This window comes from Rufibacter sediminis (genome assembly GCF_014269285.1).
GTDB lineage: Bacteria > Bacteroidota > Bacteroidia > Cytophagales > Hymenobacteraceae > Nibribacter > Nibribacter sediminis.
This window is the reverse complement of the sequence record NZ_JACOAF010000020.1, coordinates 273,291-289,967: the sequence shown is the minus strand read 5'-3', so window position 1 is coordinate 289,967 and position 16,677 is coordinate 273,291. Positions and strand designations below refer to the sequence as shown.

The 16,677-nt window shown below is 52.2% G+C and carries 18 protein-coding genes; 11 read left to right on the top strand and 7 right to left on the bottom strand.

From position 1 onward, the window contains the following. Nucleotides 1–2: 2 nt before the first annotated feature. From H7U12_RS07910 to H7U12_RS07885, 6 genes are all read left to right on the top strand, one after another. Nucleotides 3–2,414 carry an ABC transporter permease gene (locus tag H7U12_RS07910; protein ID WP_186635577.1) on the top strand — a complete coding sequence of 804 codons (2,412 nt, stop codon included), beginning with the start codon at nt 3–5 and terminating at the stop codon, nt 2,412–2,414. A 309-nt stretch (nt 2,415–2,723) separates the two neighbouring features. After that, nucleotides 2,724–3,611, top strand: coding sequence for an STAS domain-containing protein (locus tag H7U12_RS07905; protein WP_186635574.1), 888 nt, complete (start codon nt 2,724–2,726; stop codon nt 3,609–3,611). A gap of 15 nt (nt 3,612–3,626) precedes the next feature. Further along, on the top strand, nt 3,627–4,025 hold the full coding sequence (locus tag H7U12_RS07900; protein ID WP_186635571.1) for an STAS domain-containing protein: 399 nt from the start codon (nt 3,627–3,629) through the stop codon (nt 4,023–4,025). Then, nucleotides 4,009–4,422 carry an anti-sigma regulatory factor gene (locus H7U12_RS07895; protein WP_186635568.1) on the top strand — a complete coding sequence of 138 codons (414 nt, stop codon included), beginning with the start codon at nt 4,009–4,011 and terminating at the stop codon, nt 4,420–4,422. The genes H7U12_RS07900 and H7U12_RS07895 overlap by 17 nt, the downstream gene beginning before the upstream one ends. Continuing rightward, nucleotides 4,412–5,455 carry an ATP-binding protein gene (locus tag H7U12_RS07890; protein ID WP_186635565.1) on the top strand — a complete coding sequence of 348 codons (1,044 nt, stop codon included), beginning with the start codon at nt 4,412–4,414 and terminating at the stop codon, nt 5,453–5,455. The genes H7U12_RS07895 and H7U12_RS07890 overlap by 11 nt, the downstream gene beginning before the upstream one ends. 7 nt (nt 5,456–5,462) lie before the next feature. Further along, nucleotides 5,463–6,827, top strand: a complete 1,365-nt coding sequence (locus H7U12_RS07885) for a sensor histidine kinase (RefSeq protein ID WP_186635562.1) — start codon at nt 5,463–5,465, stop codon at nt 6,825–6,827. Nucleotides 6,828–6,897: 70 nt separating this feature from the next. On the opposite strand, the gene H7U12_RS07880 is transcribed toward H7U12_RS07885, so the two are convergent. Next, the gene (locus H7U12_RS07880) at nt 6,898–7,320 is read right to left on the bottom strand and encodes a response regulator (RefSeq protein ID WP_186635559.1); all 423 of its coding nucleotides are present in this window, start codon (nt 7,318–7,320) and stop codon (nt 6,898–6,900) included. Nucleotides 7,321–7,813: 493 nt separating this feature from the next. On the opposite strand from H7U12_RS07880, the gene H7U12_RS07875 reads away from it, so the two are divergent. Further along, nucleotides 7,814–8,218, top strand: coding sequence for a hypothetical protein (locus tag H7U12_RS07875; protein WP_186635556.1), 405 nt, complete (start codon nt 7,814–7,816; stop codon nt 8,216–8,218). 44 nt (nt 8,219–8,262) lie between these two features. Here H7U12_RS07875 and H7U12_RS07870 read toward each other — a convergent pair whose 3' ends face one another. After that, nucleotides 8,263–8,556 carry a hypothetical protein gene (locus H7U12_RS07870; RefSeq protein WP_186635553.1) on the bottom strand — a complete coding sequence of 98 codons (294 nt, stop codon included), beginning with the start codon at nt 8,554–8,556 and terminating at the stop codon, nt 8,263–8,265. 190 nt (nt 8,557–8,746) lie between these two features. Here H7U12_RS07870 and H7U12_RS07865 point away from each other — a divergent pair, with 190 nt between their 5' ends. The 3 genes from H7U12_RS07865 to H7U12_RS07860 all read left to right on the top strand — a co-directional run bounded on the left by H7U12_RS07865 (nt 8,747) and on the right by H7U12_RS07860 (nt 10,680). Further along, a complete protein-coding gene (locus tag H7U12_RS07865; protein ID WP_186635550.1) occupies nt 8,747–8,920 on the top strand; it encodes a hypothetical protein in 174 nt (57 codons plus the stop codon). 637 nt (nt 8,921–9,557) lie between these two features. Next, complete coding sequence (locus H7U12_RS22795; protein WP_255897315.1) at nt 9,558–9,686, top strand: hypothetical protein; 129 nt, start codon at nt 9,558–9,560, stop codon at nt 9,684–9,686. A 325-nt stretch (nt 9,687–10,011) separates the two neighbouring features. Next, nucleotides 10,012–10,680 (top strand): hypothetical protein, encoded by a 669-nt coding sequence (locus tag H7U12_RS07860; RefSeq protein WP_186635547.1) that lies wholly within the window; start codon nt 10,012–10,014, stop codon nt 10,678–10,680. Between the two features lie 63 nt (nt 10,681–10,743). On the opposite strand, the gene H7U12_RS07855 is transcribed toward H7U12_RS07860, so the two are convergent. From H7U12_RS07855 to H7U12_RS07840, 4 genes are all read right to left on the bottom strand, one after another. After that, complete coding sequence (locus H7U12_RS07855; protein ID WP_186635545.1) at nt 10,744–11,268, bottom strand: GyrI-like domain-containing protein; 525 nt, start codon at nt 11,266–11,268, stop codon at nt 10,744–10,746. Between the two features lie 126 nt (nt 11,269–11,394). Beyond that, entirely contained in the window at nt 11,395–13,161 is a 1,767-nt protein-coding gene (locus H7U12_RS07850) for an ABC transporter ATP-binding protein (RefSeq protein WP_186635542.1), read from the bottom strand. 327 nt (nt 13,162–13,488) lie between these two features. Beyond that, nucleotides 13,489–14,289 (bottom strand): tRNA pseudouridine(38-40) synthase TruA, encoded by an 801-nt coding sequence (gene truA, locus H7U12_RS07845; protein WP_186635539.1) that lies wholly within the window; start codon nt 14,287–14,289, stop codon nt 13,489–13,491. Nucleotides 14,290–14,452: 163 nt separating this feature from the next. Beyond that, nucleotides 14,453–14,908, bottom strand: coding sequence for a hypothetical protein (locus H7U12_RS07840; RefSeq protein ID WP_186635536.1), 456 nt, complete (start codon nt 14,906–14,908; stop codon nt 14,453–14,455). Between the two features lie 260 nt (nt 14,909–15,168). On the opposite strand from H7U12_RS07840, the gene H7U12_RS07835 reads away from it, so the two are divergent. After that, nucleotides 15,169–15,645, top strand: a complete 477-nt coding sequence (locus tag H7U12_RS07835; RefSeq protein WP_186635533.1) for a DUF4293 domain-containing protein — start codon at nt 15,169–15,171, stop codon at nt 15,643–15,645. Nucleotides 15,646–15,873: 228 nt separating this feature from the next. On the opposite strand, the gene H7U12_RS07830 is transcribed toward H7U12_RS07835, so the two are convergent. Further along, nucleotides 15,874–16,563 carry a DUF4476 domain-containing protein gene (locus H7U12_RS07830; RefSeq protein ID WP_186635530.1) on the bottom strand — a complete coding sequence of 230 codons (690 nt, stop codon included), beginning with the start codon at nt 16,561–16,563 and terminating at the stop codon, nt 15,874–15,876. Between the last annotated feature and the right edge of the window lie 114 nt (nt 16,564–16,677).

Sequence of the window (16,677 nt, the reverse complement as noted above, 5' to 3'; positions counted from 1 at the left end):
CCATGTTCAAAAACTACCTCCTTGTAGCCATGCGCACGCTTAAGCGTAACCTGGGCTACACCAGCCTCAACGTGGTAGGCCTGGCCCTGGGCATTACCTGTAGCCTGCTGCTCTACCTGGTGATCCGGCATGAGCTCAGCTATGACACGTTCCATAGCAAGGCAGACCGCACCTACCGCATCAACGTGGACAAGATCTCGGCCCATGGCCCTGAAAGCAACGCCGGCACCCCGTACCCTATGCTGGCTGTCCTGAAAGCTTCTCTGCCAGAACTCACCCCGGCCACGCACTTATATAATGAAGAAGGCGGCACGTTCACGGTACTGTCTCTCAATGACCAGGAGGCTCCCAGAAAGTTCAGAGAAGAAAAGAACGTCTTGTTTGTGGAGCCGGCCTTTTTTGACTTGTTTGATTTTCCTACAAATGGTATAAACGGAAAGCAGGCCCTTAAAGACCTGAACACAGTACTGCTAACCCAAACCATCGCGGACAAATACTTTCCCGGCGAGAACCCCGTGGGGCGGGTGCTGCGCATGAACAACCTGGTAAACCTGAAAGTAACCGGCGTGATTCCAGACGCGCCTGAGAACACCGACTTGCCTTACCAGATGCTCATCGACTACGAGTCCTCCAAGAAAATCAACACCTTTGCCAATGATTCCTGGAACAGCACCTATAGCAACCAGCAGATCTATTTCGCCTTGTCTCCGGGAGCGAACCTGAAACAAGCCGAGGACCGGCTAAATGAGGTGGCCTCCAAATATCGTCCCCGTTCTCCCGGCGAGCAGGAGCGCTACACGTTTCAGCCGCTCACCCAAGTGCACTTTGATGAACGGTACGGAAACTTCAAAAGTCGCACGATCAGCAAAACCACACTCTGGGCGATGGGTCTCATCGGGATGTTCCTGGTGCTGGTCGCCTCCATCAACTTCGTGAACCTGGCCACGGCCCAGGCCTTGCGGCGGGCCAAAGAAGTGGGCATGCGCAAGGTATTGGGCGCGAACAAACAGCAACTCATGACGCAGTTCCTCCTGGAGACCGGGATGATTACCCTCACGGCCCTTTCGCTGTCCGTGGTGCTGACCGAGCTGCTGCTCCCGTCCTTGAGTAAGTTGCTGGAGCTTCAGCTCGCGTTCTCCATCCTGCGTGATCCGCAGCTGCTGCTTTTCCTGGCGGTGCTCCTGGTGGCGGTTACTTTCTTTGCGGGGTTCTATCCGGCCCTGGTTATCTCGGGGTTTCAGCCCATCTCCGCCCTGAAAAGCAAAACTGCTACCGCCCGGGCGGCGGGTTTGTCGTTGCGCCGCACGTTGGTGGTGCTGCAGTTTACCGTCTGCCAGGTGTTGATCATCTGCACCATCATTGTGCACAACCAGATGGAGTATTTCCGGTCGGCCTCGTTGGGCTTTGACAAGGAAGCGATTGTGAACATACCCCTCCCGTCCGGTAAAGCCAAAGATCTGATGGCCCTTCGGCCGCAGTTAGAAGCGCATCCGGCCATCAAGGCAACCTCGTTTGCCATCGCCCCGCCATCGGCCAACATTGACATGAATACGTCTTTCCGGTACGATGAATTCTCTGTGGAACGCAACTTCAGCGTGAACATGAAAATGGCCGACGAACAGTACCTGCAAACGTTCAATATTCCGTTGCTGGCCGGCCGCATGTACGAAAAAAGCGATACCATGCGGGAGTTTCTGGTGAATGAGACGTTTCTGAGGCAAGTGGGCGAGACAAATCCGCAGGCCGCCCTTGGCAAAGAATTGGTGATCAATGGCAATCAGAATCAGGGCAAGATTGTGGGAGTGGTAAAAGACTTTCACCTGACCTCCCTGCGGGATAAGATTCAGCCGGTGGTCATGTCTACCTTCACAGATATTTATTTGTCTCTGAATGTGAAACTGGAGCAGAAAAACGCGAAGGCGGCCTTGGCTCACCTGCAGAATGTCTACCAGACCGCCTACCCAGACGATGTTTTCCACTATGAGTTCTTTGACGACTCCATCTCCCGTTTTTATGAAGGGGAGCAGCGGCAGGCGTATCTGTTCAAGGTTTTCTCGGTGATCGCCATCTTGATCGGGTGTCTGGGGCTGTATGGTTTGGTCTCGTTCATGGTCGCGCAGCGCACTAAAGAAGTGGGCGTGCGTAAGGTGCTGGGGGCTTCCTCGGCCAGCATTGTGGGGCTGTTCTCGGTAGATTTCGTGAAGCTGGTGCTCATTGCCTTTGTCATTGCCGGGCCTATTTCCTACTATTTCATGGACAAATGGCTGCAGGATTTCACGTACCGCATCAACATTGGGTACTGGGTGTTTCTGGCGGCGGGCGCGTTAACCCTGCTGATTGCCTTGACCACGGTAAGCGTACAGGCGCTGCGGGCCGCGTTCTCTAACCCGGTGCGGGCCCTCAAAACCGAGTAGGCCCCGCACCAGGCGTTTTGGGGCTCTTTTCCCAGAAACGGCCTTGAAACGGACGCGGGGTGCTGACCGCCTGCTTTTTCTCTTCCAGACAACTTCTAATCTGCTCCCCGCCGGTGTTCCGGCGGGGATTTTTCATGCACGCATTACGGGGTAAAAATGCGCTTAACGTAAAAACAACTTATGAATTCACCAGTATCGCCACATTATTTCTTACTTTTACCGCGTGCCTCGTACCCTCTCGTTTTTGGGTTGTTTTCTTAAAAAGAGGCAAAAAACGTAATCTGTCTTCTAAACCTGACAACTCCCTCTATGAACAAAGAAAGCGCCGCTGCCCTGAAAGGAAAGAAAAAACAAATACTGGAGAATTGGATGGCCAATCAGCTGAAAGACGCGGCCCTTCGGGATGATCTCATGAGTGTTTCAGAGTTGCAGCAGCAATCAGAAGAATTCCTTTCCACGTTACTCAAAGCCTTTGCCTCTCCCAATGCGGAAGACACAGACTCTGCCGGATATGAATCCATCCACGACATCCTGAGCGAAATCTCCATTACCAGAGCCCGCCAGGGATTCTCTCCCCGTGAAACCAGCGCCTACATCCTCAGCCTGAAAGAGGTATTGAGCCAGGTACTGGAAGACCGCTTCAAAGACGAGACCGCCATTCTGTACCGCGAGATCATCTCCATGAACAAGATCATGGACAGCCTGAGCCTGGTTACCATGGAAACGTACATCAAAGGCCGCGAGGAAGTGATCCTGCGCCAGACCAATGAAATGAGCGAGATCTCCACGCCGGTAATCCGCGTGTGGGAAGGTATTCTGGCCTTGCCCATCATTGGTACCCTGGACAGCGCCCGCACCCAGGTGGTGATGGAAGCGTTGCTGGAGGAGATTGTGGCCACCGGCAGCCGCATTGCCATTCTGGACATCTCCGGCGTGCCCACCGTTGACTCACTGGTAGCCCAGCATTTGATTAAAACCGTAAGTGCCGCCCGCCTGATGGGGGCCGAGTGCATCATCAGCGGCATCCGCGCCGAGATTGCCCAGACCATTGTGCACCTGGGCATTGACCTGACCAACATCTACACCAAAGCCACCCTGGCCAGCGCCCTGAAGATGTCTTTCTCTATGCTGAGCATCCAGGTGTCAAAAGCGGCCCAGAACGGCCCGGTAGGTTCTAAACAAAACTTCGGGTTTTAATTACGTAACGCTGCCATGGAAAGAATTCCTATTTTAAAAATGGGCCCCTTCCTGCTGGTTACCATCCAAGTGGATTTGTATGACCGGCTGGCCCTCACCCTGGAAAACGACCTCATCAACATGGTGAGCAAGACCGAAGCCAAAGGGGTATTGATTGATATTTCTGCCGTAAGTATCGTGGACTCCTTCATGGGCCGCATCTTGGGCAACATTGCGTCTATGTCTAAAATCATGGATGCCGCCACCGTGGTGGTAGGCATGCAGCCAGCGGTAGCCATTACGCTGGTAGAACTGGGCCTTACCCTCTCGGGCGTACATACCGCCTTAGACGTGGAACAAGGCATGGAACTCCTGCGCACAAAAATTGGCCAACTAGACACTGACGAAGAAGGCCTCTATGATAGTTATATCTAAAGAGAAGCTGACCATACAGAAAGAGCAGGACGTAGTTTTGTTCCGGAACCGGATAAAGGAACTGGCTACCAAGATTGGCATGAGCCTGGTGAACCAAACCAAGCTGATTACCGCAGCAAGTGAATTGGTCCGGAACATGCTGCGCTACGGCGGCGGCGGCATCACCCACCTGGAGATTGTGAGCAAGAACAGCATCCCGGGGGTACGCCTGATCTTTGTGGATGAAGGGCCCGGCATCAAAGACATAACTTTAGCGATGAAAGATGGTTATTCTACCGGAAAGAGTTTAGGCCTGGGCTTACCGGGGGCCAAGCGCCTCGTGAATGAGTTTGATCTCAAAAGCGAACCCGGTAAAGGCACCACGGTCACCATAATCCGGTGGAAAAATGGACTTTAATTTTTCAGAACATCAATCGTTCATACTCTCAGACCGCACGTTTCTAAACATCGTCCGGCGCGACATTGGGAAACTAGCCGAAGCAGCCGGTTTCACCGAAACAGAAGTGGGTCGGGTGAGCCTGGTAGTCACCGAGATGTCCACCAACCTGGTCAAGCATGCCGGCTCCCAGGGCGGTGAGCTTCTGGTGAAAACCATTTGCCAGGAAAACGGGGTAACCTGCGGCATTGAGCTGCTCTGCCTGGACAACGGCCCCGGCATGAGCGATCCGCAGCGCATGATGGAAGACGGCGTCTCTACCTTCGGGAGCATGGGACAAGGTTTGGGAGCCATCAAGCGCCAGTCAGACTTCTTTGACATCTATTCGCAACGCGGGGTGGGTACGGTGATCCTGTCCCACATTTACCGGAAAGGCAAAGCTCCCAAATCGGCGGCCCGAAGTGAGCAGAGGTTTCAGATTGGCAGCGTATTAGTGCCCAAACCCGGTGAAAAGGTAAGCGGTGACGGCTGGGGCCTGCGTTTGTCGCACCAAGGCGCCTACCTGCTGGTGCTGGACGGGCTAGGCCACGGAGAACACGCCCATGACGCGGCCCGGGTGGCGCTACAGGCCTTTGGGCAACAGCCTAAACAAGTTCCTTCTGAGATGTTGCGAGGCATCCATAATACCATTAGAAGAACCCGGGGTGCTGTGGGGGCACTGGCCCACTGGAATGCCGAGGCCAGCACCTTGTCATTCTGCGGAATAGGCAACATTTCCGGCCGATTACTGGCCCCAGACAAGTCCAAGAGCCTACTTTCTTACAATGGTACGTTGGGCATGAGCGTGCCCAATACCATCAATGACCAACAATATTCCTGGGAACGCGGCAACCTAATGATCTTACACTCAGACGGTCTTAAAAGCCGGTGGGATTTAAGCAAGTACCCGGAACTGAGCAGGCATGATCCTACGTTGATAGCAGCAGTACTGTATAAAGACAATACCCGTACCACCGATGACACCTTGGTGGTAGTGGTACGCGCTACTGAATAAACCGGCCATGGATCAACCTATCACCACCATTAAGCTACAGAACGAACTGGATGTGGTACTCGCGTACAAGCGGGCCATGCAGCTTTCTGAGTTTTCTGGTATTCCTATCGCTTCGCAGACCAAGTTTGCCACTGCCGTGTCTGAGATTTGCCGCAATGTGCTGGAACACGTGGGAGACGGTACCATCCGGTTCAGCATGATAGAGAACCGGGGCATCCTGTCACTGGAGGCGTACGTGACCGACCGCGGCCGGGGCATTCCCAACGTGGAGGACCTCCTGGACAGAAAATACACCCCCTCGGGCGGCAAAGGCCAGGGCATTTACAGCTCCCGCAAGCTGGTGGACTTCTTCCATATTGAGAGCGATTTTGAGAAAGGAACCCGGGTGCGGCTGCAGAAGCGTATCCCGGGCAACCATCCGCCCATCAACAAAGCCATCATTCAGGGTTGGGCCGATTATTTCAACGTGGAGTCCGAGATTTCTCCTTACGCGGAGATCAAGCGGCAGAACATGCAGCTCATTGAGCTGATGGAGCAGCTACGGGTGCGCACCATTGAGGCCGAGTACCAACTGCAGGAAATTCAGCACCTGAACCAGGAGCTGCAAACCTCTAACCATGAGATCAACGTCCTCTTGCAGGAGCGGGAGAAAAAGAACCAGCAGCTGGAGAAGGTGAACAAGACCCTGGATGAGTTTGCCCACACCATCACCCATGACCTGAAAGCCCCCCTACAGAACATTCTGGGTTTAAGCGATGCCGTCACTGATTTTCTGCTGGAAGGCGAAATAGAAAGAGCCCAGGAAGTCATGCCTATGATTCAGCAGCAGACCCAACGGATGGAGCACCTCATCACCGATGTGCTGGCTTACTCCTTGACCGGGCGGCAGCAGGTCCAATCAAAACCGGTTTCCGTGGGGCAATTGGTCAACGCGGTCATCAGCACCCTCACCGTTCCGGAGGGCATCCGCATCCATGTTCCGGACAACCTGCCGGTGCTGGAAGCCGAGGAGATTTACCTGCAACAGGTGTTCGGTAACCTGTTGACCAACGCCATCAAGTACCATGACCAGCCCACCGGCAACATCTGGATCAAGGTGTCGCAGCAAGGCGGCTATTGGGAGTTTGTGGTGGAAGACGACGGCCCGGGCATTCCGGCCCAAAACCAGGAGAAGGTCTTTGAGCTGTTTGAAACGACTAGTGACGTAAACCACCCAGACAGCACCGGCATCGGGCTGGCCATTGTTAGAAAGATCATGCAGGAAAAGGAAGGACGCGTGTGGGTGAAATCCAACGGTCGCGGAACCGCCATGCACTTTACCTGGCCCTCAGTCGCAGACCCGTTGACCCAACTGGCAAGTTCCATCGTCTAACGGCATTTCCTTTTAAAACAGAAAGGCGCAGTAGATAACTGCGCCTTTCTGTTTTAAGAACTAAATTAACTTAGTGCTTCTGATAATAATCTATGAGAATCTCTTTCACGTCATTCTCCGTCAATGCCTTGGAGAAGTGTTTTTTCACCGAGGTGTACCCTTTCAGGCGCTCCAGGTCATAGAAACTCGCCGACGAAGTGAGCATGAGGATGATCATGCTGCCGTTCTCAAACAAAGCCTGGTTGTGGTACTCGTCCAGAAAGCTGAACCCATCCATGACCGGCATCTTGATGTCCAGGAAAATAAGGTCTGGGTACGCGACACCCTCCTGCGCTGATTTCTGGAGGTACTCCAGGGCCTCCGCTCCGTTTTTCTTGATCAGTACCTCCTTCGCTGCTCCCAGTTTCGTCAGCAAGCGTTTATTCACGAAATTGGTGGTGTCATCATCGTCTACCAACATGATCAAATCCAACGGCTCTAACTGGGTCTTCATGCAATAATATATCTTTGGGAAGTGGCTTAACTATTTTCCTTTAAACAATCGGCAAATATAGCAAAACTAAAGCAATTCTGTTTTTAACTTGTTTTACCAAACTTAAGTCCAATACTGCAACAAATCAAAAACGTTGGGGTTTGGGATAAATTAAATTAATTTTCAGCTAGTTAAGAACCAACTTTCTCCTCAAAGGTTTTGCCTGTGCCCAGGATTCTTGTGCCGTAGTTTTTGATGGTTCTCTCAAGGCAGAGAACATGGCGGTGATTAAACTGGAGAGACCTGTATCCTGTTTACGGGCCGTTTTGGGAAAACACGGCCTAAACCCAACCAGGCGCACCCAAGGCTTTCTGGCCGGCCCAAACCGGCTTTAACACAAAACCGGTGAATTGCGTATGAGGAGTTGGATTGACATCGCTCTCCTCGTACGGTTTCCCTTTGGTACAAAGATCTGGATGCACCCGTTTACCCGTATCTCTAAAACATTCTGAACATGGCCATAAATCTACAGCAAACCAGCGCCCGACTCAATTTCTACATGCGCATCAAAGAGCTGGATGTCTACCAACTCAGCGTGATGACCCAAACGCCTCCGGATGTGGTGGGCTGTATTCTACAAGGCGAAGATTACTGCATGGATGATCTGGTCGCGTTGCTCAAGCAATTGCCAGACCTTAACTCCAGGTGGGTCATCTACGGCGAAGGCAATGTGTTCAAAGCCGAAGGGAAAGAGGGAGAACACGCCCTGCCCAGCGGCCTGAAGAAAGATCGGTCTGCGTACCTGGCCGAGATGCAGGCGCTGCTGCACCAGCTGGAAGAGATAGAAAAACAGAAGCAACAGGAAAACCACCTGGATCAGTTGCGCAGCAAAATCAGGAACCTCACCAAACACATTTGATCCCGTTTCTGGCACAGTTTTGGCAAACTTGCCTCTAAACGATGTTACTCATGAACCGGCGTAGTGGAGGGAAGTCTGCTGGCCCCTTTGTCGGTGATATCGCGGTACAGCTGAAACCCAAACAGGCCCAGGGCCAACACGATGCAAAACAGCACCAGGAACTGCCTGGGCGTTTTGGGAGCCCTTTGCCCGGCGGGAGGCCGTTCCCCGGACAAGGCAACCGCCAACCCGAGGCTGGCCCATGCGGCAGCCGGCACAAATTCACGGGAGAGCACCTGCAGCAATGCCACCCCCAGAATGAGTGTGACCGCCAGTATCCGTCCGGTTTTAGTTTTCATGGAAATATTAGCTTGGGTGTACGCCCGGTTGAAAGCTTGGGTGTACGCCCGGTTGAAAGCTTGGGTGTACGCCCGGTTGAAGACAAATGTACGAGCTCACCCTGGGTTTTAGAATAAATTTGAAAAAGTAACGTGTTTAGGTAGGGGTAAGGCCCCATGTTTCAATCTTTATACTAGGAGGAAATAGATCATGGCACAACACCGTAAACTGGAATTGCCCAAGGAGTTGCACTACTGCAACCGCAACCGCTGGGGTTTTGTCTCCACCCATAACCCCCCGCTGGTGCTGCACCAAACCCTGCCACCAGTAGCTCCGCTCGCTGAAATCTATAACTTCTGCGGTTATACGTTTTCAGACAATTGATTTAACTCACGAAGTAGCTCCCCAAGCACTGCGCTGCCCATGGCACTGGTGCTTGGGTTTCTTTCCTCTCCCCTCTTTTCTGCACAGCGGCTATCCCCTACTCACCTGCCACCAGTAGGCTCCTTTTCTAGCCATGCTCTTTGCCCGCTCAGTTATAGCCAGCCCATTTCCAGTACTTTTCTCCGCGATGTCGCCACTTCGCTCCTAGTTCTTCATAAACAGGCCAATAATTGCACTTTATCAGGTATTTACTAGAGAATCCCAAAGCAGATAAGCTATAATAGTTTAAAGAACTTGAACGTGGCTGGGCAGTTCCCTCCCATTGCGGGCATCTTTTTTATAAAACTCAGAAAAAGCCTAAACAAAACCTCTACTTATCAGTTTAAACAGTAGCAAAATACGCCAAATAAGGCAATTACGGAATAATCAACTGAAACCAGAATATTAAGAATGCAATTTACTTCTGCTTTTCATACAGTAACCTGGGGCTCTATTTCCAAGTATAACTACTCTACAAACTCTTGAAGGAGAGGAGGTAGAGGATATGATGCAGAAATGGAGGCGAATTAAATTGGAACTGTATAATCTAAAGACGCAAGCTCGCAAGATTTTCAGACGTGGTTATGAAGACTTAACCATGTTGATTTACTACCATGACCTGAAAAAGCAGTTTCAGTTACTGATAGTGAACACGAACAATCTGCTGCTGCTGAAAAAAGAGATCACGAGAGCCGAAGCGTTCCGGATCATGAACACCCGCAGTTAACCGAAACTGTACCCCTACACGGGGATGATCTATAATAAATAAGGCGCAAGCCACGCGTAAACGAAAGGACCAGCCGCAGAAAGCTGGTCCTTCTTTTTTTGCAGAAAAAACAGTTACGTCCCTCTCCTCTCTGCCTCTGCCTTGATTCAAGCTTGCCTCCTTTAAGAATTCTTCATTAATATACCTTTTTCAAAATATATTCTAATTTCCTCCGTTACCTAGATGCTCTTATATAATTGTAATATCCTATATAGAAGACCTATATTTAAATCCCGTTATCAGTTAACCCACTGCCACCTATTTATTAATCTATAACTTAATCTCCATGAAAAAAACGTTGATTATTCTCTCTCTTTGCTGTATCTCGGTCTTAGTACAGGCTCAAGATTTTGGAAAAACCCTTATTACCGGATCTATTGGCTATTCTACCTATAAGGCTGAAAGTACTATTTCTTCAAACTCAGGTTCAGAAAACAGCAGATTTTCGTTCTATCCCAAGATTGGCTTCTTTGTAAGCCCCAGAGTAGCAGTTGGGCTTGCCGCCGGTTTAGAGACTTACTCGTCTCCTCAGAATGTAGGCATTATCGTAAATGGGCAATATGAATCAATTACGTTAGACCAGAAATCACGCTCCTATGATGTAGGGCCCTTTGTGCGTGTCTACCAGGCGCTGGGAAGCAAAGCCGCTTTCTTTGGTCAGGCAAATGCCTATTATAGATATGGCAAGTCAGAGTATGAGGATGCACCCAACGCCCCCGGCCTATCTTCCACTTCCAAAGGTGGCGGGGTAAATCTATCTCCGGGGTTTGTTTTCTTCCCAACCGATAAAATCGGGTTGGAATTTACGATGGGAACCATTGGCTACTCGCAATTAAAATCAGAATCAGAGGGATCAAGTGCAGAATACAAAAGCAAATCCTTTGACGCGAACCTTGGATTAAGCAGTGTGACGTTAGGCGTCTCCCTATATTTAGGCCGTACGGCAGCTGAGTAATTTTCTCCGCAGAGCTGCGTTTTGGGGCTGTATTCAGAAAAACGGCCTTAAAACGCAGCTCTGCTATTTACCAGCCAGCTCTACCTCAATGACGGCGGGCTTGCCTTCGGGGAAGCGCTCTACGTAGAACTCGCGCAGGGTAAGGTTCTGCTCCTTGGCGTAGTCAAACAGCTCCCCGTAAATGCGTTTCGGGGCGATGATGATGTTGGCGTCCACTTCTCCGCGCAGCACCTTTCTACCGGCCGGCACCACCCGTATGGTAAACCCGGCGGGCAAAGCACCCGTGGTGTCCTGCACGGCTACCCCAATGAAGGCTTTAATGGTTTTAGAATCCTTGCCGGGGTTGTTGTAATAAATACCCGCAAAATCGCCGGTGAGCTGCTTCTGCTCCACGGCTTTGCCGGTTTGCTGGTAAATCTGGCCCAATGCATCAGAGTTGGTGTTGCCTTCATAGTACTGGCCGGCAATGAAGAGCGGTGTGGAGACCGTTTGGGAGACTCTTACCTCGGCAAAGCCGCCCAGGAAAGTATAAATGACCAAGCCCACTCCCACTACTATCGCCAAGAAAATCAAAAACTTGTTGCGCATCTGGTTCTATCTTGTTGCTCTTAGAGCAGGCAAAGGTAGGGCACGTACGTTACAATGCCTTACCTGGGAAGTAAAATGTCGTTTCAGGGCTATTTTCATAGAAACAGCCCCAAAACAGAGATTCCGTTACACGAAGTTCTTGTACTGCATCTCGTGGAGTTGGGCGTAGTATCCGCCGCTCTGGATCAGTTCCTCGTGGCGGCCGCTTTCCTTGATCTCGCCGCGGTCCAGCACAATGATGTTATCGGCTTTCTGGATGGTGGAGAGGCGGTGGGCGATCACGATAGAAGTCCGGCCCTGCATCAGCTGCCCGATGGCGAACTGAATCAGTTCCTCGGTCTCAGAATCCACGCTGGAGGTAGCTTCGTCCAGGATGATGATCTTGGGATTGTACACCATGGCGCGCACAAACGAGATCAGCTGCCGCTGACCTACCGACAAAGTCGCGCCGCGCTCCATCACGTTGTAGTGCAGACCGCCGGGCAAACGCTCAATGAATTTATCGGCGCCTACCAGGCGGGCGGCTTCCCACATCTGGTCCTCGGTGATGTCTTTGTTGCCCAGGCTGATGTTATCGGCGATGGTGCCGGAGAACAGGAACACATCCTGGAGCACCACGCCAATCTGGCGGCGCAGCAAATCCAGGTCGTAGTCGCGCACATCGTGGCCGTCTACCCTAATGGTGCCTTTGTTGATCTCGTAGAAGCGGCTGAGCAGGTTGATGATGGACGTTTTACCGGCTCCCGTCGCGCCCACCAAGGCTACCGTCTGGCCGGCGTACACATCGAAGGAAACGCCGCGGAGCACCCAGTTTTCATCGTTGTAGGCAAACCAGACATCCTCAAACTGCACATCACCGCGCATTTCCTTGGGCGCGTAGGTGCCCGAGTCTGAGATCATCTCCTGACTTTCCAGCAGTTTCATGATCCGCTCAGAACTCACCACCCCCAATTGCAAGGTATTGAACCGATCGGCGATCTGCCGGATAGGCCGAAAGAACATGGCGATGTACATGATGAACGCGATGAGCGAGCCCAGCGTCACGGTGTCCTGGATCACGCCTTTGGCTCCGTACCACACCAGCAGACCCGTTCCTGCTGCGCCGATGACCTCGGCCACCGGAAAATAGATGGAGTAATACAGCACCGATTTAATGTTGGCGCGGGTGTGCTCCTTGTTGATGGCCTGGAACTTCTTCATCTCGCGCTCCTCGTTGTTGAAGATCTGCACCACCATCATGCCCGTGATGTGTTCCTGCACAAAGGCGTTGAGCTTGGCCACCGCGCCGCGCACCTCCTGGAACGAGGCCTTCACTTTCTCCTTGAAGATGTACGTGCTGATGATGAGCAGCGGGAACATGGAAAGGCTCACCAGCGTGAGTTTCCAGTCAATCCAGAACATGTAGCCCAGAATGAAAAGCAGTTGCAGCACATCACCAATCATGGCCGCCAAGCCTTCGGAGAACACATCGGAAAGGGTTTCCACGTCGCTCACGTTACGGGTCACCAGCGTCCCGATGGGCGTGCGGTCATAGAATTTGAGCCGCAGTTTGAGGATGTGTTCGTAGAGTTTCACCCGGATGTCGCGCACCACGTACTGGCCCAGCCACCCCGCAAAGTAGGTGTGGAAGTACGAGACCGCGGTATGGGCCACCAGCAGCACAATGAGCCAGATGAACATGCGGTTCACGCCTTGCCAGTCATACTGCAGAATCTGCTTGTCCACCATTTCCTGGATGAGGAACGGCCGGATGGTGGCCAGCACCGCCGAGGCCACCGTTAAAAAAATCACCAGATAGAATACCTTCTGGTACGGTTTCACAAACCGGAATATCTTCCGCAGCACCTCCCAGTCAAACGCGCTCCCGGTTTTGCTGCCTCCTATTTCACTCATGTATACAGATGTCGCTAATGATGAACTGTGCCGCTTTGCTATCTGCTAACGGATAACCAACCGATGCAGGTGCAGCCCAGCGCCTTCCCAAACTGTTTGGGGGCTAGATTTGGTAAAACGGCCAGTAAACGGCCTTTGTTTTGCCTTTGCAAAAGTACGCAATAAACCACGGAAAAAGGCACCTCCTTCGTTGCCTGACCCTTACCTCCAGCGCCCCTACAGGATACCGCCCTAACTCAATGGCAAGAGGGTTTGGATCAGCGCGAGGAAGAAACCTGTTTTCTCCCTGTTTTCTGGAAATCAGGCCCTAAACAAGACTGTCAGAAGTTAGTCGTTTTCCCGTGGAACCAAGGCGGCGGCCTCCTCAAACAGAACCAGCTGCTGCGCGAAGTACCCCTCAGGATATTCCACGCGGTGCAGGAACAGCCCCTCGGCGGGAGCCGCGCCGCTGGCCAGTTTGCGGTCCTGCCGCTCTATGGCTTCCCGGAACTGGCGTACGGTTAGCTTGCCCTTGCCCACATCCAGGAGCGTGCCCACCACTAAACGCACCATGCCGCGTAGAAACCGGTTGGCTTTGATGGTAAAGATCAATTGGTCTCCCTCCTCGCGCCAATATGCCTGGGTGATGGTGCAGCGGTAGTGCTTGGTGTCGCCTTTCACTTTGGAGAAGGTGGTAAAATCTTCCAGTTGCAGCAGCGCCTGCGCCGCCTCGTTCATGCGGGCCACATCGGGTTTGCGGGACAGGTAATAGGCGTGCCGGACCAGAAAAGGGTTCTTCTGCAGGCTGATGCGGTATTCATACGTGCGGGAGACGGCGTCAAAGCGGGTATGCGCCTCGGGCCCCACGGGCAGCACCTGACCTACCGCGATATCGGGCGGCAGAATTCGGTTGAGTTTATGCTGGATTTCATCGCCGGACAGCACCTGCGGCAACTCCACGTGCACCCACTGCTGGGTGGCGTGCACGCCGGTATCGGTGCGGCCGCTGCCTACCGTCTCCACCTGGGCCACCCTGAACACCTTCCGCAGGCAATCGTCCAGCACTTCCTGCACCGTGAGGGCATTGGGCTGCGTCTGCCACCCGTGGAACCGGGTGCCGTCATACGCCACTTCTAAAAAATACCGCATGGGGCAAAGATACGGAATTGCGCCCGTAGTCTCAGGCAATGTCTTTGGCAACAACGCTTGGGGCAGCTTTCCGCTTTGGGCCTGTTTTTAAAAAAAACAGGCCCAAAGCGGAAAGCTGCTTTAAACAAAGAAACGGCCTCCAAAGAGAGGCCGTTTTGTAAATCTAAAAGGGGTTGGCGAAGCTGTTGCCGTTGGTCACATTCCGTTCGGCTTGCCAGGCGGCCTGACGGGCGTCGCGCTGGCGTTCGTATTTTTCCTGGAGGGCCTGTTTGTCGTTTTCATAGTCCACTTTCAGTTTGGCCAGTTCCTGCTCAAAGCTGGAGGCGCTGTTGTTGGACTTGGCGAAATGGTCATTCAACCGATGCTGCCGCCGGTTGTATTCCTCTTTCAGGTTGGCCTGGTCGCGCTCGTATTTGGCTTTGGCCTTGGCCATGGCCTGCTGGTATTTCTCATCGCGGCGGGCGGCTTTGGCCAGTAGCTTGGTTCGCTTCTTTTCAGCTTTGACAGATTCTTTGTCTCGTACAACCACTTGGTAGTTGGTTTCGGCCGGTTTTGCCCAGGCTGCTTCACTTCCTAGTAACAGCAACCCAACTAAACTGAATAGTGCGAATCGTTTCATAATCTGGGGGTTTAGATATAGCTATGGTTTGCAACGTTCATGCCAACAGAGGCAATTTAGTTTCTTTGCCCAGATGTAAAAATATTTTCTTTGCACACTTGCCTGTGGAAAACCCCTCTGAACGTTTATAACTATTCAAAGCCGTTCTTCTTCAACATCTTACCAAACCACCTTCCGGCACAAACGAATGTGCCCTGCGCAGGTATAGGCGATAGAAAAGTTTTATGTAGTTTTGTAAAAGTTATAGAAACCAAACCGATATGATACAGAGAGTCCAGAGCGTTTTCCTGTTTTTGATTGTAGTTGCCATGGTGACCATGTTCTTCGTGCCGATCTGGGCCAAGACCAACCCCGCTGACAACCAGGAATACGCCTTAACCGCTTTTTCTTTAGCCCCTGTGAACGGAGCGGCAGACGCTGCCTCCACCAACACCATCTTCATCGCGATTCTGGCGGGTGCCGCCGCGCTGATTGCTCTCTATGAGATTTTCCAGTACAAAAGCCGCCTGACCCAGATGAAACTGGGTTTGCTGAACTCGCTGGTGATGGCCGCCTTGATGTTCTGCGCCTTCTACTTCTCTTCTTACGTGGGCGAAGACCTGGTGAAAACCCAAACCAGAGGCGAATACCTGACGGGCTTTTACCTGCCAGCCTTCGGCTTACTGATGAACGTGCTGGCTAACCGCTTCATCAAACGTGACGAGGACCTGGTTCGCTCCATGGACCGCCTACGTTAACAGTAGAAGACGCTAGATAGTAGATGTTAGATCATAGACGTTTGACATAAGACATTTACTTACCTGAGGTTAAGCTTTTCAATACCCTATACATGCCCATAAACAGAACGGCTCCGTTTTTCTAAACGGAGCCGTTCTGTTTATGGGCCTCTTTCCGGAAAAGGCCAGAAAACGCAGAGACATCGTCAAACATCTAATGTCTACAATCTAGCGTCTAACTTCCAGCGTCTACTTTATCTTATACAGGAAGTCCTGCAGCTCGCGGCGGTTGCTGCTGAATTCCAGGGCGTCTAGCACGCGGCTGAACCGGTTGCGGTCACACACATAATCATAGGCGAATTTGGCCAGTGCCACCCGTCGGTCTTCAAAGCTGAGGGCTTTCATGAGCAGGTACAAGTCATCACTCATGATGCCTCCGGCCAATTTTATTTCGCCCTTGGCGATTTCCAGCCGACGGTCATCAAAGCCTTCGTCTTTCATAAATCGGAGAACGCGGTCTACATCCTCCCCTTCCATCACGTACCGGCAGCTCTCGTTTCCGGTGGCGGGAGGTACCGCCCGGGCCAAAGGCACCTCGTCTACTTTGCGCAACACCAGCGGGAAAGTTCTATTGGGCACGGTAGGCACCAGTTCGTACACACTTTCAAAGCCGCTGTTTAGCACAATCTCAGCGGTAATGTTCTGGGCTCTCCTTCCCCGGCCCAACACCCGGAGGTGCAGAATATGGCGACCCGCCGGCAAGTCACCTACCGCTACCCTGGTTAAAGGAGCCGCATTGATCAGTCGGCCGCCAATGGTCAAGTGAAAGAATTCACCGCGCCGGGTTTCCACCAGCAGAGCGGCATCCAGCTTGGGCTGGGCGGGCAGCACCGGCACCAAGAAGAGCAAAAACAGACCGAGTAAATATAGACGTTTCATGATTGTATAGGATAAGAGACTAAAAGACCTTATTCCAATATTATGCCAAACCTATATTTAAAACAGAATTCCTCTCCTGTTTTGGGGCTGATTCTGACAAAACAGCCCTAAAAC